Origin of the sequence: Kineococcus sp. R86509, assembly GCF_042466365.1 — a bacterium.
Taxonomy (GTDB): Bacteria; Actinomycetota; Actinomycetes; order Actinomycetales; family Kineococcaceae; genus Kineococcus.
In genome coordinates, this window is record NZ_JAXHCE010000001.1 from 4,349,488 (window position 1) to 4,372,160 (window position 22,673).

The window sequence follows — 22,673 nt, forward strand, 5'->3', positions numbered from 1 at the left end:
CGCCGGTCGCAACCTCTTTTCCAGGGGTCCGGGGGCGATCGGGGAGGTGCGGGGCCGAGTCGTAGAGTCGCCTCGTGAGCACCGAGGCCACCACCGTCCGCCCCTCCGAGGGTCCCTCCGCAGGTTCCACGTTGCCGCGGACGTCGCCGTCCGCCCAGGGGGTCGACGCACGCGGCATCGCCGCCTTCGTCGACGCCCTCGAGAACACCCCCGGCGTCGAACCGCACAGCCTGCAGGTCCTGCGCCACGGCGCGGTCGTCGCGGAGGGGTGGTGGGCGCCCTACGCGCCGGAACGGCCGCACCTGCTGTACTCCCTCAGCAAGAGCTTCACCTCCACCGCCCTGGGTTTCGCCGTCGCCGAAGGGCTCGTGGACCTCGACGCCACGGTGCTCTCCTACTTCCCCGAGTTCGACGCCGAGGTCACCGACGACCGGGCCCGGCGGATCCTCGTCCGCCACGTCGCGAACATGGCCAGCGGCCACCGCGAGGAGACCCTCGAGCGGGCCCTGCAGCACCCGTCGGGCGACATCGTCCGCGGCTTCCTGCAGATCCGGCCGGACGAGGAACCGGGCACGCTGTTCTGCTACAACCAGCCCTGCACCTTCTCGGTGTCGGCCATCGTGCAGCGCCAGGCCGGCCAGGGGCTGCTGGAGTTCCTGCGCCCGCGGCTGCTCGAACCCCTCGGCATCGACCCCGCCGGTGTCGGCTGGTTGCTCGACGGGCAGGACCGCGAACTCGGGTTCTCGGGTTTCCACGCCCAGACCGAGGCGATCGCGAAACTCGGCCAGCTCTACCTGCAGCGCGGGGTCTGGAACGGTGAGCGGTTGCTGCCGGAGGCCTGGGTCGCCGAGGCGACCCGCTCGCACATCGACAACTCCTCCTTCAACACCAACCCGGACTGGGGGCAGGGGTACGGGTTCCAGTTCTGGATGGCCCGCCACGGCTACCGCGGGGACGGGGCCTACGGGCAGTTCTGCGTCGTGCTCCCCGAGCAGGACGCCGTCGTGGCGGTCACCTCGCAGAGCCCGGACATGCAGGCCGTCCTCGACGCCCTCTGGGAGCACCTGCTGCCGGCCCTGGACGCCGCGGAACTCCCCGGGGCCGACGTGGAAGACCAGCTGGTGCAACGGTTGTCGAACCTCGCGTTGCCCACCGCGGGCGGGACGCCGATGACGGGGGAGTTCACCCCGGCCACCGGGAACCAGCAGTCGACACTGACGGGGGTCGTCGTCACCGACGGCGAGGTCGTCCTGCACGACGCGGGATCGGAACTGCGGGCCGCGATCGGCGAGGGTGAGTGGGCCGTGACCGGGCCGCTGGCCGTGACGTCGACGCCGGGCGGGATCGACGTGGTCTTCGTCGAGACCCCGCACCGGTTGCACCTGGGTCTCCACGGTTCGGAGTTCACCGCGACCTGGGAGACCGTCCCGCTGCACGCCTCCGCGCTCTCGATCCTGCGCAAACCCGTCCGTGACTGATCCGGTCTCTCGACGGTGATCCGGCTGCGCCGGGCCGGGGACCTCGACCGCGACGCCGTGCTGGCGATCGCGGCCGGGGCTCCCGTGGAACTCGCCCCCGAACTCCGCGAGTCCCTGGTGTCCTCCCGGGCGGCCGTCCTGGCCGCGCTGGAGGGATCGGGGCCGGTCTACGGGGTGACCACCGGCATGGGCGCGATGGCCGGGATCACCCTGGACGCCCGGGCCCGGGCGAGGCACCAGGCGAACCTCGTCGTGGGCCGGGCCGTGGGGTCGGCGCCGTGGTTGCCGGAGCCCGCCGCGCGGGCGGTGCTGGCCGTCCGGTTGCGGACGTTCCTGCACCCCGAGGCCGGGGTCTCCCCGGAGTTGTGCGAGCGGTTGGTGGAGTTGCTGAACTCCGGGATCCACCCGCAGGTCCCGTGGCGCGGCAACGGCGCGGCGGGGGAGATCATCCCGCTCGCCCACGTCGGGGCCGTCGCGCTCGGGGGTCCGGGAACCCTCGACGGGCGGTCGCTGCCCCCCTTCGCGTTCGGGACCAAGGAAGGGGTGGCGTTCCTCGAGGGAGTGCCCGTCGCCACCGCGCTCGCCACCCTGCACGAGGCCGAGGCGGCGACCCTGCTGGCTCAGGCGGAGCTCGTCCTCGCGGCCTCGAGCGAGGTCCTGCGCGCGAGCCACGACCCCGTGCGGGAGGGGGTCGCGCGCGGTGACGACGTCCTGGCCGGGGTGCTCGGGCGGTTGCGGTCGCGTCGGCCGGTCGGTGACGTCCACGCCCTGCAGGCCCCGCTCTCGGTCCGGGTCGGGGCGGCCGCGTGCGCGCTGGTGCACCGCCGTCGTGTCGCCCTGGAGGACGCCGTCGACCGGGCGCTGGACGGGGTGACCGACTCGCCCGCGTTCCTCGACGGCGAGTTCACCGGCACCGCCGGGTTCGCCGGGACCGACCTGGCCGCCGACTCCGACGCCCTCACCGCGGCCCTGGTCCACCTCGCGGACACCGGTGCCGCGCGCACCCACCGGATGCTCGACACCCGCCAGACCGGTCTGCCCCCGCAGCTCTCACCGCAACCGGGGGTCGAGGCGGGGCTCGTCGCCGTTCACAAGCGGGCGGTCGGGGTCGTGCACCGGCTGCGCCGCTTCGCCGTCCCCGCGGCGCTGGGGTCGGTCGAGACGTCGCTGGGGCAGGAGGACGTGCAGAGCTTCGCGCTGGAGTCCGCGGAGTGCCTGGCCGAGGGCCTCGCCGGGGTGCGCGAGGTCCTGGCCGTGGAACTGCTCGCCGTGCACCGCGCCCGGTTGCTGCGCGGGGGTCTGCCGGGGCTGTCGGGCGAGCTCGTGGCCGCCCTCGACGAGGTCGCCGCCGTGCTGGGTGATGACGTGCGCGACCGTCCCTACGGACACGACCTCGACCGGCTCACCGAGCTGCTGAACCACGGCTGGGGAACCGCCGGCGCGCGGTGACCTCGTACCGGGACCCTTTCCGCCCGTCCGGCCGCCGCCGGGCCGGAGGTCAGGCGTGCAGCGCCGCCGTCGAGGCGCGCACGACCAGCTCGGGCCGGAACGTCACGGGCCCGGGCACCTCGCCGTCCCCCTCGAGGGCCAGCAGCTGCTCCACCGCCGCGGCGACGATGGCGTCCTCGTCCCACGCCATCGTCGTCAGGCCGGGGGCGACGAGACCGGCGAGCTGGTGGTCGTCGAACCCGACGACGGAGAGGTCGGCGGGGATCCGCAGCCCGAGGTCGCTCGCCGCGCGGTAGACGCCGAAGGCCAGGGAGTCGGAGAGGCAGAACACCGCGGTCGGGCGGTCCGGGACGGACAGGAGCAGCGCGGCGATCCCGGCGGCCTGTGCGGGCGACGCCGGGGCGGGGACGACGAGCAGGTCGAGGCCGAGGTCCCCGGCGACCTGCACGGCCAGCAGTTCCGAGGGACGTCCCGGCGTGGAGGGCAGCGACGGGGTCAGCAGGGCGATCCGTCGGTGGCCGAGCGCCCGCAGGTGCTCCATCGCGGTGGTCACGCCGACGCGGTTGTCGAAGAGGACCGCTCCGCTGGCGGGGCGGCCGGTGAGCGCGTCGCCGATCGACACCACGGCCGTCGAGGGCGGCAGCAGCGACCAGTAGTCGGCGGAGGGGTCCACGGGGGAGACGAGTACCCCGTCGACGCGCTGGGCCGCGAACCGCTGCACCACACGGCGTTCGGCCGCGGGGTCGGCGTCGGCGTCGGCGATGGTGGCGTCCCGGTCGGCGGTGCGCAGGGCCCGGGTCAGCATCACCGAGAGGTCCTGCTGCCACAGGTCGCGCAGGGAACCGCTCACGCCGATCGTCCCGGTGCGACCGCTCGCGAGCGCCCGGGCGATGGGGTCGACGTGGTAGCCGAGCTCGTCGGCGAGGGTCTGGACCCTGGCGATGGTCGCGGCGGAACCGCGGGTCCCGCGCAGGGCGTAGGAGGTGGCGGCGAGGGAGAGTCCGGCCGCGTCGGCGACGTCCTGCAGAGTGCGGCGCGCTTCCTTCGGCACGGAGTGGACAGTAGTCGTGCCCGGCCGCGCCGCACGGTGAGCTCGCCCCCGGGACAGGGACCCGACTTGACGAACGCTTGAGTGAAGCGCTTCACTCGTCGATGGGAGTGAAGCGCTTCACGGAACGAACCGAGGAGGGGCCGTGCGCACCGACTGCCACCAGCACCTGTGGCCCGCACGACTGCTCGACGCCCTCCGCGAACGCACCACCCCGCCCTTCCTCGACGGCTGGACCCTGCACCTGCCGGGCGAGCCGCCCTGCCGGATCGACCCCGCCGCCCACGACGTGGCGACGCGCGCGACCGCCGAGACCGCCGACGGCACCGGACGGGCGCTGGTCTCGCTGTCCTCCCCGCTCGGTCTCGAGCACCTGCCGGGGGAGGACGCCGACCCGCTCCTCGCGGCCTGGAACGACGGTGCGCTGGAGCTGCCCGACCCGTTCCAGGTCTGGGCCGCTGCGGGGGTCACCGACCTCGACCCCGGGTCGCTGGCCAAGACCCTGCGCCAGGACCGCGTCGTCGGCCTGCAGCTGCCCGCCACGGCGTTCAACGACCCGCGGGCCGTCGCGCGGCTGGAACCCCTGCTGGCCGAGTGCGAACTGGCCGACAAGCCCGTCCTGATCCACCCGGGTCCCGCCCCGGTCTGCGACACGAGCGACCTCCCCGCCTGGTGGCCGGCGCTGGTGCCCTACGTGCAGCAGCTGCACGCGTCCTGGCTGGCGTGGCACGTCGGGGGCCGGGAACGACACCCGACCCTGCGGATCGCGTTCGTCGCGCTCGCCGGACTCGCTGCGCTGCACCACGAACGCCTCGCCGCCCGGGGTGGTGCGCTGGGCCGCCTGGACCCCCTCGTGCACTACGAGACGAGTTCCTACGGACCGCGCGCGATCGACGCCCTCGTCCGTGTCGTCGGGATCGACCCGTTGGTGCTCGGGACCGACCGGCCCTACGCCCAGCCGTTCGACGCCACCGACCTCCCGGGTTTCGGCGCGGCCTTCGCCCACGCCCTGACCCGTTCCAACCCCGCCCACCTCCTCGAAGGGACACCCCGGTGACCATCGCCCTTGAAACCCCGACCGCCCACGAAACCCCGACCGCCCCCGGCTCCACCGGTCTACCCGCCGCACCGGGGCGCACCCTCTCCCCCCGCGAGCTCGAGGACTGGGTCGAGCGGGCGGCGGCCACCCCGCAGGCCTGGGAGCACCTCGTCCGCCACGACACCGGTGGCCGCCACTTCGTCTCGCTCTACCGCGACGGTGACGTCGACGTCTGGCTGCTGTGCTGGAACACCGTCGACGACACCGGCTGGCACGACCACGACACCTCCTCCGGAGCCGTCGCCGTCACCCGCGGTGCCGTCGTCGAGGCCAACCCGCGGATGGGCGGGGAACCCTTCGTGCGCACCGTCGAGGCCGGCCGGTCCTTCGCCTTCGGCCCCGACCACATCCACCGCATGTCCGGTGCCGTCGACGGTTCCGTCTCGATCCACGCCTACTCCCCGCCGTTGTGGCGGATGGGCCAGTACTCGATCAGCCCCTCGGGCGTGATGCGCCGGATGTCGGTCAGCTACGCCGACGAGCTGCGCCCCCTGGACGCCTAGCCTGCTCCCGTGCCCGCACTGGACCTCGACGTCGTCTGGAACTCCGGAGCCTCCGGAGCCCCCGAACCGCCCGTCCAGATCCACCGGGCCCGGGCGGACACGGTCGTCCTGCGCCAGAGCATCGCCACCCACTTCGAGGCGCCGTTCCTGTACCTGCTGTTCGGGTCGGACCGGGCGCTCCTGCTCGACACCGGGGCCGTCGCGGACCCGGCCGCCTCCCCGGTGCGCGAGACCGTCGACGGGTTGGTCGCGGAGTGGCTCACCGAGCACCCGCACCCCGGCTACGGACTCGTCGTGGCCCACACGCACGCCCACGGCGACCACGTCGCCGGTGACGCGCAGTTCCGCGGCCGGCCCTCGACGCTCGTCGTCGGCCACGACGTCGCCGCCGTGCACGCGTTCCTCGGGATCGAGCGGCCGGACGGTTCCGGGCGTCTCGACCTGGGTGGACGCGACCTCGTCGTGCTCCCGATCCCGGGCCACCACCCGACGTCGATCGCCGTGCACGACCCCGCCACCCGCACGGTCCTCACCGGCGACACGCTCTACCCGGGCCGCCTGTACGTCGACGACTTCCCGGCGTTCTCCCGGTCGCTGGCGCGGCTGCAGCGCCTCGTCCGCGACGCCGGGGTCGAGCACCTGCTCGGAGCCCACGTCGAGATGTCCGACGTCGCCGGCGTGGACCACCCCCGCGGCTCGACCCGCCACGACGGCGAGGCCCCGCTGCCCATGACCCCCGCCCAGCTCGACGCCGTGGTGACCGCCGCCGCGAGCACCGGCGGGGTCCCCGGACGCCACGTCTTCGACGACGTCGCGATCTGGATCGACTAGCTGGACCGATCAGCTCGGCGGCACCCGCACCAGCAGCGCCAGGTCGGCGACCCGCGCCACGACGGCCTCCACGTCCGGCCCGATCGGCATGTCGCGGGAGTCGTGCTCCAGGAACTCGTCGAACACCGCGAACAGCGCCGAAGCGCCGGGGGAGAGCCGGTCCGGTGCGGCCCGCAACGCCCGCACCGCCGCGAGCGCCTCGATCGCCAGCACCACCGGAGCCAGCTCCGCGGTCTGGCGCAACGCCCGCGCGCCCTGGGTCGCGAAGCTCGCGTGCTCCTCCAGGCCCAGGGAGATGCTGACCGTCCCCGACGTCGAGGGCGCCGTCGCCGGGCGCAGCTCGGCCAGCACGTCCTGCACCACGTACTCGCCGATCATCAACCCCGACGATCCGCGCGGGCCCGCCGCGAGGAACGCCCGCAGGCCGGTGTGCTCGGGACGCAGCAGCAGTGCGAGCCGCGCGGCGGACAACGTCAGCACCCCGAAGGTGGTCGCGCGCAACGTGTCCAGGGTCGTCGCCAGCGACGCGGCGTGGAACTGGCCGTGGTGGAACACCCCGTGCGGGGAGACGAGCGGGTTCTCCCCGGGCGTCGAGGCCTCCAGCAGCAGCACGTCCTCGAGGGCCTGCGCCGCCGTGAACGCGGGCGCGAGGACCTGCGGCGCGGTGCGCAACGCGAACGGGTCCTGCAACCGCACCGGCGCGGGACCGTCCGCGACCAGCGCGGACAACGTCGCCGCCACCCCCCGCTGACCCGGGTGCGCGCGGGCCGCGTGCACGGGGGAGGCCCACGCCTCCGGGTTCCCGCGCAGCGCGAGGAACGACAGCGCCGAGATCCCCACCCCCGCCGCCAGCAGCTGGCGCAATCGGGCCAGCGCCAGCGACGCCGTGGCCAGGGTCAGGGCGTGGGAGGAGATGAGCGGCAGCGCGTCGGCCGCCCCCAGCGCGACGGGCGCGACCCCGCCGCGGGCCCACGGCCGCTCCCCGACCAGGGTCAGCCCCAGCTCGGCCAGCGACGCGAGGTCGGAGGTCCCGATCCCGCCGAAGCGGTGCATCGTCGGCAGCGCGTCGGACTCGACCGCGTCGGCCAGGGCCCCCAGGACCGGCGGGCTGATCCCCGCCCCGAGCTGGGCGTGCGCCCCGGCCAGCAGCTGGTTCAACCGGATCAGCAGCGCGGCGCGCGTCGTCGCCTCGTCCTCCACCGGACCCAGCGAGGCCGCGTGCGAACGCAGCAACCGCAGCCCGTGCGCCCGCGGGTGCTCGGCCTGCTCCTCGTCGACCTCGACGTCCTTGTTGGCGCCCACGCCCGTCGTCGCGCCGTAGACGGCTCCGCGGTCACGGGCCGCACCCATCGCCTCGTGCAACGCCTCCAGCCGGCCGAGCACGACCCGGTCCACGACCGGCCGTGCGCGGCCCGACGCCAGGTCGGCGAGGTCCTCCAGCGACAGCGTGTGCCCCGCCACCGGGACCCCGCGAGTCGCGGGCGGGACGGCCTCGTGCTCCACTCTTCCTCCGCGGCCGGTTCGATCAGGTGCAGGTTGCGATCAGGTGCAGGTTGCGATCAGGTAAAGCCTGGTCGCGCCTGGCCGTGCCTGGTTGACCCGACCACGACCACCGCCAACCATGTACCCGCCCGAGACCGCAGCACCGCAGGCGCGCCCCGTGGGCTCGTCGGTTCAACCCAGGAGCCGCCCGTGATCACGTTCGAGGCCGTCCGCAAGCAGTTCCCCGACGGGACGGTGGCGGTCGAACAGCTCGACCTCGAACTGCCCACGGGCCAGATCACGGTCTTCGTGGGGCCCTCCGGATGTGGCAAGACGACGTCCCTGCGCATGATCAACCGGATGATCGAGCCGACCGGTGGCCGCATCACCATCGACGGCGACGACGTCCGCAGCAAGGACCCCGCGGCCCTGCGCCGCGGCATCGGCTACGTCATCCAGCACGCGGGCCTCTTCCCGCACAAGACCGTCCTCGACAACGTCATGACGGTCCCCAAGCTCGTCGGCCGCGGCAAGCAGCGTCAGGTCGCCCTCGAGCTGCTCGAACGCGTCGGCCTGCCGACGGCCTTCGCCGACCGCTACCCGGCCCAGCTCTCCGGCGGCCAGCAGCAGCGCGTCGGCGTCGCCCGGGCGCTCGCGGCCGACCCGCCCGTCATGCTCATGGACGAACCGTTCTCCGCCGTCGACCCCATCGTGCGCGGTCAGCTCCAGGAGGAGTTCCTCCGGCTGCAGGGCGAGCTCGGCAAGACCATCGCCATCGTCACCCACGACATCGACGAGGCCATCACGCTGGGGGACCGCATCGCCGTCTTCCGCGAGGGCGGCCACCTCGCCCAGGTCGGCTCGCCCCGGGACCTGCTGACGAAACCGGCCGACGACTTCGTCCGCCACTTCGTCGGCCGTGACCGCGGCTACCGCGGGCTCTCCTTCGAGGGCCTGCAGGACCTCCCCGTGCGGCCCGTCACCGACGAGACCTTCACCACCCTCGCCCTCGACGAGGCCGGGCGACCCGTCGGGATCGACGGCTTCCGCGCCGGCGACTCGCTGCGCACCGTCATCGACCTGACCCTGACCTCCCCGCACGGGATCGCCGTCCAGGTCGACGACGAGGGCCGCGCGACGGGGTTCGTGCACCACCACGACGTCGTCGACCTGCTGGAGAAGCGCCGGTGAACTCGATCCTCGACTACCTCCGCGACAACTCCGGGATCGTCCTCGACGCCCTCGGCCAGCACGTGCTGCTCGCCGTGATCCCGCTCGTCGTCGGGGTGGTCGTGGCGCTGCCGATCGGCTACCTCGGGGTGCGGTTCGGCTGGCTCTACCACCCGATCCTCAACATCTCCGGCGTCGTCTACGCGATCCCGTCGCTGGCCATCTTCGTCACCCTGCCCTACGTGCTCGGGACGAAGATCCTCTCCCCGGTGAACATCGTGGTGGCGCTCGCGATCTACACGGTGGCGCTGATGTCGCGGACCGTCGCCGACGGTCTGCGCTCCGTCGACCCGGCGCTGACGGAGGCCGCGACGGCCATGGGCTACAAGCGGACCCGTCGCCTCCTCGAGGTCGAGCTCCCGCTGGCGGCGCCCGTCATCCTCGCCGGGGTCCGGGTCGCGGCGGTCTCGAACATCTCCCTCGTCAGCGTCGGGGCCCTGCTGGGGATCGGTGGCCTCGGGGCCCTGTTCACCCGCGGGTTCCAGCTCTTCTACACCGCACCGATCGTGGTCGGGATCGTGCTCTCGATCCTGCTCGCCGCGATCGCCGACGTGGTGATCGTGCTGTTCCAGCGGGCCGTCACCCCGTGGACCCGAGCCGGGGCAGGAGCCTGACGTGAACGACACCCCGTACCTGCTCGACCCCGCCCACTGGGACTGGGGGACCACCGGTTCGATCCCGCACCTGCTGGTGACCCACCTCGGCTACACCGCGATCTCGGTGCTCGTCGGCTTCGTCATCGCCTTCCCCATCGGGCTGCTCATCGGCCACACCGGCAAGGGCTCGTTCCTGGCCATCAACGCCGGCAACGCCGGCCGGTCGCTGCCGACGCTGGGGCTGCTGAGCCTGCTCGTGGTCCTGATGGGGCTGCGGTTCACCCCCGTGCTCATCGCGCTCGTCGTGCTGGTCATCCCGCCGATCTTGACCTCGACCTACGCGGGGCTGCGCTCGGTGGACCGCAACGCCGTCGACGCGGCGAAGGGGATGGGCATGACGTCCACCCAGGTGCTGTTCCGCGTCGAACTGCCGATGGCGCTGCCCGTCGTGTTCGGCGGGCTGCGCGCCGCGGTGCTGCAGGTCGTCGCGACGGCCACCGTCGCGGCCTACGTCGGGCAGTCCGGTCTCGGTCGCCTGCTGGTCGACGGCCTCGCCGTCAACGACTACGGACGGGTCGTCGCGGGGGCCGTCGTGGTCGCCGCGCTGGCCATCGTGCTCGACCTGCTGCTCGGTCTCGTGCAGCGCTACGTCGTCTCGCCGGGGATCACCGGGCGCGGTCTGGGCCGCGCACGGGCCACGGGATCCGTGGCAGAGTCCCCCGAAGAAGTTGAACTCGTTGGTGCTGGATCGTCGAAAGGCTCGTCATGAACCGCCGGAACCTCCTCGGACTCGCCCTGGTGGGCTCCCTCAGCGCGACCCTGGCCGCGTGCGGTGGTGGGGACGACCCGTTGTCCACGACCGACACCTCCTCGGGGTCGGCCGACAGCGCGACGGTCATCGTCGGCTCGGCGAACTTCCCCGAGAGCGAACTGCTGGCCGAGATGTACTCCCAGGTCCTCGAGAAGGCCGGCGCGAAGGTCACCCGCAAGTTCAACATCGGGGCCCGCGAGGTCTACCTCAAGGCCCTCGACGACGGCTCGATCGACCTGCTGCCCGAGTACAACGGCGCCCTGCTCGCCGGCCTCTCCGACAGCGGCAGCGCCCCGGAGGGTGTCTCCACCCCCGAGCAGGTCCTGGACGCGCTGAAGAAGGTCCTGCCCCAGGGCACCGAGGTGCTCGAGCAGTCTGCGGCCGAGGACAAGGACACCCTCTCGGTGTCCGCGGCCACCGCGAGCCAGTACAGCCTCAAGACCATCGAGGACCTCGCGCCCGTCGCGAAGGACCTCGTCTGCGGAGCCGGGCCGGAGTTCCAGGAGCGCTACCAGGGTCTCGTCGGGCTCCAGGAGCTCTACAGCGTGAAGTTCAAGGAGTTCAAGGCCCTCGACGCGGGTGGTCCGCTGACCGTCGGTGCGCTGGTGGACGGCTCGATCCAGGTCGGCAACATCTTCTCCACCGACTCGGCCATCGAGACGAACAAGTTCGTCACCCTCGAGGACACCAAGAACCTGTTCCTCGCGCAGAACATCCTGCCGCTGATCCGATCCTCCAAGAACACCTCGCAGATCACCGACGCCCTCAACGGGCTGTCGGCGAAGCTGACCACCGCGGACCTGACCAAGTACCTCGCGGAGGTCCAGGTCGACAAGAAGCCGTCGGCCACCGTCGCCAAGGACTACCTGACCTCCCTCGGCCTGCTCTGATCCGGCCTGCTGCGACCTGGAGTTGACCTGGAGTCGACTCCAGGTCGTAGCGTCTGCGCCATGACGCAGACGTACCAACGCACCCCGCAGGAACCGGTCGGCTCCGGGTTCGGACACGACTCGACCGCGGCCGAGGTCCTCGAGGGCATCGACCTGACGGGGAAGCTCGTCGTCCTCACCGGCGGCTACTCGGGCATCGGCCTCGAGGCGACCCGGGCCCTCACCGCGGCCGGAGCGCACGTCGTGGTCCCCGCCCGTCGCCCGGAACACGCCGCCGCGGAACTGGGCGGCGTCGGCGAGGTCGCCGAACTCGACCTCGGCGACCAGGGCAGCATCGCCCGGTTCGCGAACACCTTCCTCGACTCCGGCCGCAGCATCGACGCCTTCATCGGCAACGCCGGGATCATGGCGAACCCGCTGACCCGCATCGAGGGTGGGTGGGAATCGCAGTTCGGGACCAACCACCTCGGTCACTACGCCCTCGTGAACCGGTTGTGGCCGGCGATCGCGGCCGGCGGTGGACGGGTCGTGTCGCTGTCGAGTTCCGCCCACCACCGTTCCGGCATCCGGTGGGACGACGTGATGTTCGAGCACTCCGAGTACGACAAGTGGGCGGCCTACGGCCAGGCCAAGACGGCGAACGCGCTGTTCGCGCTCCACCTCGACGTCCTCGCTGCGCCGCAGGGGGTCCGCGCCTTCTCGGTGCACCCGGGCGGGATCCTCACACCTCTGCAGCGCCACCTCCCCCGCGAGGAGATGGTGAACCTCGGCTGGATCGACGCCGACGGGAACCTCCTGATGGACGGGTTCAAGACCCCGGCCGGGGGAGCCTCGACGGAGGTCTGGGCGGCGACGAACCCCAAGCTCGACGGCCTCGGCGGGGTGTTCTGCGAGGACTGCGAGATCGCCCTGCCCGTCGACGCCGAGCGCCCGCGGTTCACCGTCGGGGTGGCCCCGCACGCGACCGACCCCGAGGCCGCGGCCCGGCTGTGGGCGTTGTCGGCGGAACTGACCGGCGTGGACGCCTTCGCCTGAGTCGCCCCACGCGAACGGCCGACGGTCCGGCAGGGTTCTCCCCGCCGGACCGTCGGCCGTCGTCAGTTCCGGGTGGTCCCGGTGATCAGCGTCAGGCGGGGACCAGCCAGGTCACGCCGAGCGGCGGGACGCGCAGGGCGGTGGAGAACTGCTGACCGTTCCAGGCCACGTCCTCACCCTTCAGGACGCCGGTGTTCACCACACCCGACCCCGCGAACTCCTCGGCGTCGGTGTTGAGGATCTCGCGCCACGGCCCCGCGCTGGGCAGGCCGACGCGGAAGTCCTCGTAGGCGGCACCGGAGAAGTTGCAGACCGCGACGAGCGGTTTGCCGTCGGTGGACCGGCGCACGAACGAGATGAGGTTGCGCTGGTTGTCGGCACCGTCGATCCACTGGAAACCCTCGGACGTGAAGTCGTCGGACCACAGTTCCGGGCGGGTCTTGTAGACGGCGTTCATGGTCGAGACCAGGCGGTGCAGACCCTGGTGCCACGGGGTGTCCAGCAGCCACCAGTCCAGGGAGCGGGACTCCGCCCACTCGGACTCCTGGCCGAACTCCGAGCCCATGAACAGCAACTGCTTGCCGGGGTGGGACCACATGTAGCCGAGGTAGGCGCGGACGTTGGCGAGCTGCTGCCAGCGGTCGCCGGGCATCTTGCGCAGCAGCGAGCCCTTCCCGTGCACGACCTCGTCGTGCGAGATCGGCAGGGTGAAGTTCTCGGTGAACGCGTAGACCAGGCTGAACGTCAGCTCACCGTGGTGGTACTGCCGGTTCACCGGGTCCTGCGCGAAGTAGCGCAGCGAGTCGTTCATCCAGCCCATGTTCCACTTCAGGCCGAACCCCAGACCACCACCGCTGGTGGGGGCCGTGACACCCGGGTAGGCCGTGGACTCCTCCGCGATCATCATGATGCCCGGGGTGCGCTTGTAGGCGGTGGCGTTGGCCTCCTGCAGGAAGGCGATCGCCTCGAGGTTCTCCCGGCCGCCGTAGCGGTTGGGGACCCACTCGCCCTCGTTGCGGGAGTAGTCCAGGTAGAGCATGGAGGCGACCGCGTCGACGCGCAGGCCGTCGGCGTGGAACTCCTCCAGCCAGTACAGCCCAGAGGCGACGAGGAAGTTGCGGACCTCGCTGCGCCCGAAGTTCGGGATGTAGGTGCCCCAGTCCATGTGCTCGCCGAGACGGGGGTCGGGGTGCTCGTAGAGCGCGGTGCCGTCGAACTTCGCCAGGGCGAACTCGTCCTTGGGGAAGTGTCCGGGGACCCAGTCGATGATGACGCCGACGCCGGCCTGGTGGAGGGCGTCGATGAGGTGACGCAGCTCGTCGGGGGAGCCGAAGCGTGAGGTGGGCGCGAAGTAACCCGTGACCTGGTAGCCCCAGGACCCGCCGAACGGGTGTTCCATGACGGGCAGGAACTCGACGTGGGTGAAGCCCGCCGCGCTCACGTAGTCGACGAGCTCGGTCGCCAGGTCGGTGTAGCTCAGCCCCTGCTTCCATGACCCGAGGTGCACCTCGTAGACCGAGACCGGCCCGTCCTGGGCGCTGCGGGCGGCGCGCTGCTCCAGCCACGCCGCGTCGTTCCAGGCGTAGGACGACTCGGTGACGACCGAGGCCGTCGCGGGCGGGACCTCGCTGGCGCGGGCCATCGGGTCGGCCTTCTGACGCCAGTGGTCGTCGGCGCCGAGGATCTCGAACTTGTAGCGGGACCCCGCCGCCACCCCGGGCACGAAGATCTCCCAGACCCCGGAGGACCCCAGCGAGCGCATCCCGTGCTCGCGGCCGCTCCAGTGGTTGTGGTCGCCGACGACGCGCACCGCCTTCGCCGCGGGCGCCCACACGGCGAACGCCGTGCCCTCGACGGCCCCCCGCGGCCCGTTCCAGCGCTTGACGTGGCTGCCGAGGACGTTCCACAGCTCCTCGTGGCGGCCCTCGCCGATGAGGTGCAGGTCGACCTGGCCCACGGTGGGGAGGAAGCGGTACGGGTCGTCGAGCAGGACCGGTTCCGCGCCGGGGTAGGTCACCTCGACGCGGTAGTCGCCGACCGCCCCGCCCGGCTGGACGCCGACCCAGACGCCGTCGTACTCGTGGACGAGCCCGACGCGGCTGCCGTCCTCGGTCACGACGGTGACGGCCGAGGCGAAGGGCTTGAGGACCCGGTAGGTGAGCGCGTCACCGTCGGGGTGGGCGCCGAGGACCGAGTGCGGGGACCAGTGCGCCCCGGCGGCGGCCCGAGCCAGGTCGTCGGCGTCGACGGGGCGGGGGGTCGGGGCGGGGGAGGGGGCTTCACTGGACATGGTCGGAGTCTCCCGTGGTGATCAAGACCTCGCCTCTCAGGACGGGTCGGTGGAGGCGGTCTGGAGCAGGCGGTGGACGGCGTCGAGGGGGATGCGCAGCCAGTCGGGCCGGTTGCGGGCCTCGTAGACGACCTCGTAGAGGGCCTTGTCGAGTTCCAGCGCGGCCAGCAGGACCGCCTGGTCCCCGGCGCGCGGGTCGGCACCGACGACCTCGGTGTAGCCCGCGAGGAACGCCTCGCGGCACGCCTCCCCCCAGCCACCGGGGTCGGGGACGGTCGAGGCCGCGTAGTCGAAGGACCGCAGCATCCCCGCGACGTCGCGCAGCGCGAGGTCGGGCACGCTGCGTTCGGCGAGCGGTCGCAGCGGCTCGCCCTCGAAGTCCAGCAGGACCCAGCCGCGGGTGGCGGAGTGCAGGACCTGACCGAGGTGGTAGTCGCCGTGCACGCGCTGCAGGGCCGGGGCGTGGGTGACGTGGCGGACGGCGTCGACGCGGGCGCGGGCCGCCTCGGCGACGTCGCGCAGCTGCGGTACGGCGGTGCACGCCCAGGCGACCCGTTCCAGCAGGCCGTCGGCGAGCGCCCCCAACCGGTCGGGGGTGGCGGTCTCGGTGGGCAGTTCCACGGCGAGGACGGCGTGGACCTCGGCCGTGGCCCGACCCAGCTCGCGCGCCTCCGGCGAGAAGTCGCGGCCCTGCGCGACGGCCGCGGTGGCGACGCGCCAGGCGTCCTCGGAACCGGCGAGGAACTCCGTCACGTGCACGAAGTGCCCGACGGCGCGGCCACCCTGCGCGTCGGTCCACTGCCCGTCCACCCAGCCCGAGGGGCGGGGCACGCGGCCGCAGCCGGCGTCGGCGAGCGCCGTCTGGACGACGACGTCGGGGTTGTCGCCCGCGGAGAGGACCCGGAACACCTTGGCGATGAGCGGGGTCTCGCCCTCGTCGGCGGAGACGACGATGGAGGTGTTGGACTGCTCGCCGCTGAGCACCTTGGTGCGGGCCGCCGCGGGGACGGGCAGACCGCCGTGGGCGCTGTGGCCGTGCACGCCGAAGGCGCGCGAACCGGCACCCTCGCCGCTGGCGACGAGGGTCAGCAGGGAGCGGGTGAAGGTCGGGTCGTGCGGCCCGTCGTAGATCCAGGCGCGGACGCCGTCGACGTCGGGCAGTTCGCCGATGAGGGCGTGCGCGAGCGCCTCGTCGGGGGTGGGCCGGACGCTGATGGGGACGGAGTAGACGGTGCGGGGGGCATCCTCGGCCTCACCGGAGCGGACGGTGAGCGCGACGAGCTGCGCGACGCCGGTCTCGTCGAGCGGGGTGCGTTCGATGCGTTGCACGTGGGCGGCGACCCCCTTGTGCGCGAACCAGCGCTGGGCGGGCGCCCAGTCCCGCAGCAGGGAGGCGATGGCCTCGTCGGAGGCGGTGGAGGTCCTGACGTCGGCGCTCACGAGGTCACCTTCAGCCAGTAGAAACCCCGCGAGCCGAGCGTGACGACCAGCGACCCGTCGGCGTCGACCTGCCCGAAGGCGGCACCGCCGAAGACGTCGCGGACGGTGGCTCCGGCGTGGTCCGGCATCCGCAGAGCGGCGGCCTGGGGGTGGTCGGAGAGGTTGTTCAGGCAGAGCACGGTTTCACCTTCCTCGTCGTGCGTCGGCTGCAGCACGCGCAGGAACGCGAGCACCGCCTCGTTGCTGCAGGAGCCTTCCTCGGGGCGTGCCTCGGCGCGCGTCGGGAGCGGCACGTAGGCCCCGCGCCCGAAGGCCGGGTGCGCCCGCCGCACGGCGAGCACGTCGCGGACCCAGTGCAGCAGCGAGGATCCCGTCGCGAGCTGCGCTTCGACGTTCACGGACTGGTAGTGGTAGACGAGCGACTGGATCGTCGGCAGGTAGAGCTTGCCGGGGTCGGCGGAGGAGAACCCGGAGTTGCGGTCGGGGGTCCACTGCATCGGGGTGCGGACGGCGTCGCGGTCGTCGAGCCAGATGTTGTCGCCCATGCCGATCTCGTCACCGTAGTAGAGGCACGGACTGCCCGGCAACGACAGGACGAGGGCGTGGATGAGCTGGATCTCGGGTCGGGAGTTGTCCAGCAGTGGTGCGAGCCGGCGGCGGATCCCGACGTTGGCGCGCATCCGCGGGTCCGGGGCGTACCAGCCGTACATGGCGGCCCGTTCCTCGGTCGTCACCATCTCCAGCGTCAGCTCGTCGTGGTTGCGCAGGAACGTGCCCCACTGACCGCTGGAGGTGGGGATGTCGGGGGTGGCCGAGAGGATCTCCGAGATCGGGGTCGCCCGCCCCTCCCGCAGCGCGTAGTACAGCCGGGGCATCACCGGGAAGTGGAAGCACATGTGGCACTCCGGGGCCTCCTCGGTCCCGAAGTACTCCACGACGTCGAAGGGCCACTGGTTGGCCTCGGCGAGCAGGACCCGGCCGGGGAACTCCTCGTCGACCATCTTCCGCAGCCGGTGCAGGTAGTCGTGGGTCTGGGGGAGGTTCTCCCCGTTGGTGCCCTCCTGGACGTAGAGGTAGGGCACGGCGTCGAGGCGGAAGCCGTCGATGCCCATGTCCAGCCAGAAGCGGACGGAGTCGAACATCGCCTCCTCCACGGCCGGGTTGTCGAAGTTCAGGTCCGGCTGGTGGGAGAAGAAGCGGTGCCAGAAGAACTGCCGCCGGACCGGGTCGAACGTCCAGTTCGAGGTCTCGGTGTCGACGAAGATGATGCGCGCGTCGGGGTACTTCGTGTCGTCGTCGCTCCAGACGTAGAAGTCCCCGTAGGGCCCGTCGGGGTCGTTGCGGCTCGCCTGGAACCAGGGGTGCTGGTCGCTGGTGTGGTTCATGACCAGGTCGATGACGATGCGGATCCCGCGCTGGTGGGCCTCGGTCACCAGGCGCTGGAAGTCGTGCAGGGTCCCAAACTCGGGCAGCACCGCGTTGTAGTCGGAGATGTCGTACCCGCCGTCGCGCAACGGGGAGGCGTAGAACGGCGGCAGCCAGAGGCAGTCGATCCCGAGCCACTGCAGGTAGTCGAGCTTGGCCGCGAGCCCGGCGAAGTCACCGGTGCCGGAACCGTTGGAGTCCGCGAAGGCGCGCACCAGCGCCTCGTAGAAGACCGCCGTCTTGTACCACTGGGGGTCGTTCTTCAGCCCGCCGCGGTCCCCGAGCCCGGCGAAGTGGAGACCTTCCACCGTCAGGACCGCACGTGGAACACGTGCGCGGGTTCCTCGTAGGGGTTCAGCCGCACGAAGTCGTGCTCGCCCCACTCGAACTCCGCACCGGTGAGTTCGTCGCGCACGGTGAAGCGTTCCCACCACTCGCGCCCGATCGCGGCCATGTCGAGGTGGACGGTGGTCTCGCGGACGGCGTGCGGGTCGAGGTTCACGACGACGAGGACGAGGTCCTCGGTGCCGTCCGCCTCGACCCGGCGACGGCTGAAGCACAGGACGTTCTCGTCGTCGGTGGCGTGGAAGACGGTGCCCCGCAACTGCTGCAGGGCCGGGTGCGCGGCGCGGGCCTGGTTCAGCTTCTTCAGGTAGGGCGCCAGCGACCAGCCCTCGGCCTCGGCCTTGGCGAAGTCGCGGGGACGGAACTGGTACTTCTCGTTGTCGAGCTGTTCCTCGGCCCCCGGACGGGCGGCGTGCTCGACGAGTTCGTAGCCGGTGTAGATGCCCCAGGACGGGCTGAGCAGGGCCGCGAGGACCGCGCGCAGCTTGAACACCGGCGGCCCGCCGTACTGCATGGTCGGGGTGAGGATGTCGTGCGTCGTCGGCCAGAAGTTCGGCACCATGTAGTGCGCGGACTCCTGGGAGAGCTGCTCGACGTACTCGCGGATCTCCCACGCGGCGTTGCGCCACGCGAAGTAGGAGTACGACTGCTGGAACCCGACCTTGGCCAGGGTGTGCATCATCGCCGGCTTCGTGAACGCCTCGGCCAGCCAGATGACCTCGGGGTGCTCGACGCGCACCTCGGTGATCAGCCACTCCCAGAACTCCACGGGCTTCGTGTGCGGGTTGTCGACGCGGAACAGCGTCACCCCGTGCTCGATCCACACGTCGACGACCCGCTTGACCTCGGCGTAGATGCCGGCGGGGTCGTTGTCGAAGTTCAGCGGGTAGATGTCCTGGTACTTCTTCGGGGGGTTCTCCGCGTAGGCGATCGTGCCGTCGGCGCGCGTGGTGAACCACTCGGGGTGGCTCGCCACCCACGGGTGGTCCGGCGCGCACTGCAGGGCGATGTCCATCGCGACCTCGAGGCCGAGCTCCCGGGCGCGGGCGACGAAGAAGTCGAAGTCCTCGAAGGTGCCCAGGTCGGGGTGCAGCGCGTCGTGGCCGCCCTCGGCCGCGCCGATCGCGTACGGGGAGCCCGGGTCGAGCGGGCCGGCGGTGAGGGAGTTGTTGGGGCCCTTGCGGTTGATCCGCCCGATCGGGTGGACGGGCGTGAGGTAGGCCACGTCGAAACCCATGTCGGCGATCGCGGGCAGCCGCTGCGCGGCGGTGCGGAACGTCCCCGAGACCCAGCGCTGCTCGTCCTCGAGCCAGTGCGCCCCCTCGGAGCGGGGGAAGAACTCGTACCAGGAGCTGAACGTCGCCAGCTTCCGTTCCACCCGCAGCGGGAAGGTCTGCGACGGGCTGACCAGGTCGCGGACGGGCAGGGCGTCCAGGACGCCCCGGACGGCGTCGCCGCGCCCGGCGTCGAGACGGTCGTGGTCGCTGCGGGAGGTGTCGCGCAGGCCGTTGGCGGCGTCGTGCAGCACCTGCGCGTCCCCGTCGGGACGCCCCGGGGAGGCCGCCGCGCGCTCCATCAGCCGCGCACCCTCCTCCAGCATGAGGGCGACGTCGACCCCGGCCTCGACCTTGATCGTCGCGTCGTGGTCCCAGGTGCCGTAGGGGTCCGACCACCCTTCGACGCGCAGGCCCCAGTCGCCCTCGGCGTCGGGGGAGAGCGTCGCCACGTAGGCGTCGAGGCCGGCGTTGACCAGCGTCATCCGCGTCGAGGGGCCGTCCGTGCCGTCCGGGCGGACCAGCACCGCGGTCGCGGCGACGGCGTCGTGACCTTCGCGGAAGACGGTGGCGCGCACGGGGATCAGCTCACCGGGAACGGCTTGGGCGGGCCAGCGGCCGGCGTCGACGACGGGACTCACCCCGAGCACCGGGATGCGCCCCACGACGGGGGTGCTGGTCGCCGTGCTCTGCACGGTCAGCGTCTCGAGGTCTGCGGCGCGGTCGGTCGTCACGGGGCGAACCTACCGAGGGCCACGCCTCCCGTCGCGCGGGAGGGGCACGGGGAGTCGGGCGGGAGTCGGAAAGGTCTCCGCGCGTCGTCGCGGTGGCGTGATCCCGAGGACTAGGGTCCGGCGCGTGAGAGCAATCAGGCGCTTCACCGTCCGCACCGTGCTGCCCGCGCCGTTGGCGCCGCTGGGTGAGCTCGCGAGCAACCTCCGCTGGTCCTGGCACAAGCCCACCCGGGACCTCTTCGAGTCGATGGACCCCGCGGCCTGGGTCGCCGTGCACCGAGAACCCGGGGCGCTGCTGGGCGCCCTGAGCACCGAACGCCTCGAGGCCCTCGCCGCCGACCCGCGGTTCGTGGCGCGGGTCGAGGCCTGCGCGGAGGACCTGCACACCTACCTGGAGCGACCGGGCTGGTACGCCACGCTCGGGGCCGACGCGCCGGCGACCGTGGCCTACTTCTCGATGGAGTTCGGCATCACCGGTGCGCTGCCGCAGTACTCCGGCGGCCTCGGGATCCTCGCCGGGGACCACCTGAAGTCCGCGAGCGACCTCGCCGTCCCCATCGTCGGCGTCGGCCTGTTCTACGCCACGGGGTACTTCAAGCAGTCGCTGTCCCGTGACGGCTGGCAGCAGGAGACCTACCCGGTGCTCGACCCCGACGGGCTGCCGCTGTCGCAGCTGCGCGAGACCGACGGCAGCGCCGCCAAGGTGTCCGTCGACCTGCCCGGCGGGCGTCGGCTCTGGGCGCAGGTCTGGAAGGCGCAGGTCGGGCGCGTCCCGTTGCTGCTCCTCGACTCCGACGTCGAGGAGAACGACGACGCCGCCCGGGGGGTCACCGACCGTCTCTACGGCGGCGGCGGCGAGCACCGGCTGCAGCAGGAACTCCTCTGCGGCATCGGCGGTGTGCGCGCCCTGCGCCTGCACGCCCGTCTCACCGGGACCCCGCAGCCGGAGGTTTACCACACCAACGAGGGCCACGCGGGGTTCCTGTCGGTGGAACGGATCCGCGAGCACGTCGAGCGTGGACTGAGCTTCGACGAGGCCCTGGAAGCCGTCCGCGCCGCGACGGTGTTCACCACCCACACCCCCGTCCCGGCCGGGATCGACCGCTTCGGCCGGGACCAGATCGAGCTGTACTTCGGCGGCGACAACCCGCTGCCGGGCGTGCCCGTCGAGCGCATCCTGGCGCTCGGGGCGGAGGACTACGAGGGCGGGGACCCCGGCGTCTTCAACATGGCCGTCATGGGGTTGCGGCTCGCGCAGCGCGCCAACGGGGTGTCCCAGCTGCACGGAGCCGTCAGCCGCGGGATGTTCGACGGCCTCTGGCCGGGTTTCGACGCCCCCGAGGTGCCGATCGCCTCGATCACCAACGGTGTCCACGCCCCGACGTGGGTGGCGCCCGAGGTCATCTCCATGGGCCGGCAGTACATCGGCAAGGAGATCGCCCGCGACGGTCTGGGCTTCGAGAAGGTCGGCCAGGTCCCCGACGAGGAGATCTGGCGGACCCGGCGGGTGCTGCGTGGTCGTCTCGTCGAGGACGCGCGGCGGCGGCTGAAGCTGTCCTGGTTGCAGCGGGGGGCCTCCGAGGCCGAGCTCGCGTGGACCAAGGACGTGCTCGACCCCGACGTGCTCACCATCGGCTTCGCCCGTCGCGTCCCGACCTACAAGCGCCTCACGCTCATGCTGCGCGACCCCGAGCGGCTCAAGGCGATGCTGCTGCACCCGCAGCGTCCCGTGCAGCTGGTCATCGCGGGCAAGTCGCACCCGGCCGACGAGACCGGCAAGCGCCTCATCCAGCAGATGGTCCACTTCGCCGACGACCCCGAGGTGCGGCACCGGATCGTCTTCCTGCCCAACTACGACATCACGATGGCGCTCTCGCTCTACCCCGGCTGCGACGTCTGGCTGAACAACCCGCTGCGCCCCTTCGAGGCGTGCGGGACGAGCGGGATGAAGGCCGCGCTGAACGGCGGCCTGAACCTCTCCATCCTCGACGGCTGGTGGGACGAGTGGTACGACGGCGGCAACGGCTGGGCGATCCCCACCGCCGACGGCGTGGAGGACGCCGAGCACCGCGACGACCTCGAGGCCGCCGCGCTCTACGACCTCGTCGAGAACTCCGTCGCCGCGCGGTTCTACGACCGCGACGAACGGGGTCTGCCGGCCCGCTGGCTGGAGATGGTCCGCCACACCCTGGCCTCCCTCGGCCCGAAGGTGCTGGCGAGCCGGATGGTCACCGACTACGTCGAGCAGCTCTACGTGCCGGCCGCCCGCGCCGGCCGCGCGGCGCTCGCCGGTTCCGGGGCCGCGGCCAAGGACCTCGCCGCCTGGAAGGGCACCGTCCGCCGGGCCTGGCCGTCCGTGCGGGTGGACCACGTCGAGAGTTCCGGCGTCGGCGACTCCGCTGAGATCGGCGACGTCGTCCACGTCCGGGGCTTCGTGTCGCTGGGGGAGCTCTCCACCGACGACGTCGAGGTCCAGGTCGTCCACGGCCGGGTCAACGACTCCGACGAACTGCGACCCTCGGGCACGGTGTCGCTGCACCACGGTGAGTCCTTCGGCGACGGCCGGCACCGGTTCGAGGGGGAGTTCACCCTCCGCCAGACCGGCCCGTTCGGCTACACCGTGCGCGTCCTGCCCCGCCACGCGGGTCTGGCCACCCCCGCCGAGCTGGGCCTCGTCGCCAACGCCTGAACCCCGGGCGCCTGGTCACCCCCT

17 protein-coding genes are annotated in these 22,673 nt (G+C 72.3%); 11 read left to right on the top strand and 6 right to left on the bottom strand.

The features are described 5' to 3' along the window. Positions 1–74 precede the first annotated feature (74 nt). Positions 75–1,478: a serine hydrolase domain-containing protein gene (locus SJY07_RS21235; RefSeq protein ID WP_380161479.1), complete on the top strand. Its 1,404-nt coding sequence runs from the start codon at positions 75–77 to the stop codon at positions 1,476–1,478. 15 nt (positions 1,479–1,493) lie between these two features. Further along, positions 1,494–2,927, top strand: coding sequence for an aromatic amino acid ammonia-lyase (locus SJY07_RS21240; protein WP_380161480.1), 1,434 nt, complete (start codon positions 1,494–1,496; stop codon positions 2,925–2,927). Between the two features lie 49 nt (positions 2,928–2,976). Here the strand turns inward: SJY07_RS21240 and SJY07_RS21245 are convergent, their stop codons facing one another. After that, a complete protein-coding gene (locus SJY07_RS21245) occupies positions 2,977–3,978 on the bottom strand; it encodes a LacI family DNA-binding transcriptional regulator (RefSeq protein ID WP_380161481.1) in 1,002 nt (333 codons plus the stop codon). A gap of 142 nt (positions 3,979–4,120) precedes the next feature. Here SJY07_RS21245 and SJY07_RS21250 point away from each other — a divergent pair, with 142 nt between their 5' ends. Genes SJY07_RS21250 through SJY07_RS21260 form a run of 3 tightly spaced genes read left to right on the top strand, consistent with a single transcriptional unit; the run spans position 4,121 to position 6,408 of the window. Beyond that, on the top strand, positions 4,121–5,032 hold the full coding sequence (locus tag SJY07_RS21250; RefSeq protein ID WP_328292219.1) for an amidohydrolase family protein: 912 nt from the start codon (positions 4,121–4,123) through the stop codon (positions 5,030–5,032). A 2-nt stretch (positions 5,033–5,034) separates the two neighbouring features. Next, positions 5,035–5,577, top strand: a complete 543-nt coding sequence (locus SJY07_RS21255; protein ID WP_380162454.1) for a cysteine dioxygenase — start codon at positions 5,035–5,037, stop codon at positions 5,575–5,577. 9 nt (positions 5,578–5,586) lie between these two features. After that, complete coding sequence (locus SJY07_RS21260) at positions 5,587–6,408, top strand: MBL fold metallo-hydrolase (protein WP_380161482.1); 822 nt, start codon at positions 5,587–5,589, stop codon at positions 6,406–6,408. Positions 6,409–6,417: 9 nt separating this feature from the next. Here SJY07_RS21260 and SJY07_RS21265 read toward each other — a convergent pair whose 3' ends face one another. Next, the gene (locus SJY07_RS21265; RefSeq protein ID WP_328292216.1) at positions 6,418–7,911 is read right to left on the bottom strand and encodes an aromatic amino acid lyase; all 1,494 of its coding nucleotides are present in this window, start codon (positions 7,909–7,911) and stop codon (positions 6,418–6,420) included. Between the two features lie 189 nt (positions 7,912–8,100). Between SJY07_RS21265 and SJY07_RS21270 the strand changes: the two genes are divergently transcribed. The 5 genes from SJY07_RS21270 to SJY07_RS21290 are packed head-to-tail and all read left to right on the top strand — an operon-like array spanning position 8,101 to position 12,452. Next, entirely contained in the window at positions 8,101–9,081 is a 981-nt protein-coding gene (locus SJY07_RS21270) for an ATP-binding cassette domain-containing protein (protein WP_328292215.1), read from the top strand. Further along, a complete protein-coding gene (locus tag SJY07_RS21275; protein WP_380161483.1) occupies positions 9,078–9,734 on the top strand; it encodes an ABC transporter permease in 657 nt (218 codons plus the stop codon). Before SJY07_RS21270 ends, SJY07_RS21275 begins: the two co-directional genes overlap by 4 nt. Before the next feature lies 1 nt (position 9,735). Then, positions 9,736–10,485 (top strand): ABC transporter permease, encoded by a 750-nt coding sequence (locus SJY07_RS21280; protein ID WP_328292213.1) that lies wholly within the window; start codon positions 9,736–9,738, stop codon positions 10,483–10,485. Continuing rightward, positions 10,482–11,417, top strand: a complete 936-nt coding sequence (locus tag SJY07_RS21285) for a glycine betaine ABC transporter substrate-binding protein (protein ID WP_380161484.1) — start codon at positions 10,482–10,484, stop codon at positions 11,415–11,417. Before SJY07_RS21280 ends, SJY07_RS21285 begins: the two co-directional genes overlap by 4 nt. Positions 11,418–11,477: 60 nt before the next feature. Next, entirely contained in the window at positions 11,478–12,452 is a 975-nt protein-coding gene (locus SJY07_RS21290; RefSeq protein ID WP_380161485.1) for an SDR family NAD(P)-dependent oxidoreductase, read from the top strand. 91 nt (positions 12,453–12,543) lie between these two features. On the opposite strand, the gene glgB is transcribed toward SJY07_RS21290, so the two are convergent. Genes glgB through SJY07_RS21310 form a run of 4 tightly spaced genes read right to left on the bottom strand, consistent with a single transcriptional unit; the run spans position 12,544 to position 19,960 of the window. Further along, the gene (gene glgB / locus SJY07_RS21295; protein ID WP_380161486.1) at positions 12,544–14,742 is read right to left on the bottom strand and encodes a 1,4-alpha-glucan branching protein GlgB; all 2,199 of its coding nucleotides are present in this window, start codon (positions 14,740–14,742) and stop codon (positions 12,544–12,546) included. A 36-nt stretch (positions 14,743–14,778) separates the two neighbouring features. Next, complete coding sequence (locus SJY07_RS21300; protein WP_380161487.1) at positions 14,779–16,182, bottom strand: aminoglycoside phosphotransferase; 1,404 nt, start codon at positions 16,180–16,182, stop codon at positions 14,779–14,781. After that, positions 16,179–17,915, bottom strand: coding sequence for a maltose alpha-D-glucosyltransferase (treS, locus tag SJY07_RS21305; protein WP_328292208.1), 1,737 nt, complete (start codon positions 17,913–17,915; stop codon positions 16,179–16,181). The genes SJY07_RS21300 and treS overlap by 4 nt, the downstream gene beginning before the upstream one ends. A gap of 2 nt (positions 17,916–17,917) precedes the next feature. After that, the gene (locus tag SJY07_RS21310; RefSeq protein WP_380161488.1) at positions 17,918–19,960 is read right to left on the bottom strand and encodes an alpha-1,4-glucan--maltose-1-phosphate maltosyltransferase; all 2,043 of its coding nucleotides are present in this window, start codon (positions 19,958–19,960) and stop codon (positions 17,918–17,920) included. A 124-nt stretch (positions 19,961–20,084) separates the two neighbouring features. On the opposite strand from SJY07_RS21310, the gene glgP reads away from it, so the two are divergent. Next, entirely contained in the window at positions 20,085–22,649 is a 2,565-nt protein-coding gene (gene glgP, locus SJY07_RS21315; RefSeq protein ID WP_380161489.1) for an alpha-glucan family phosphorylase, read from the top strand. Positions 22,650–22,673: the final 24 nt, after the last annotated feature.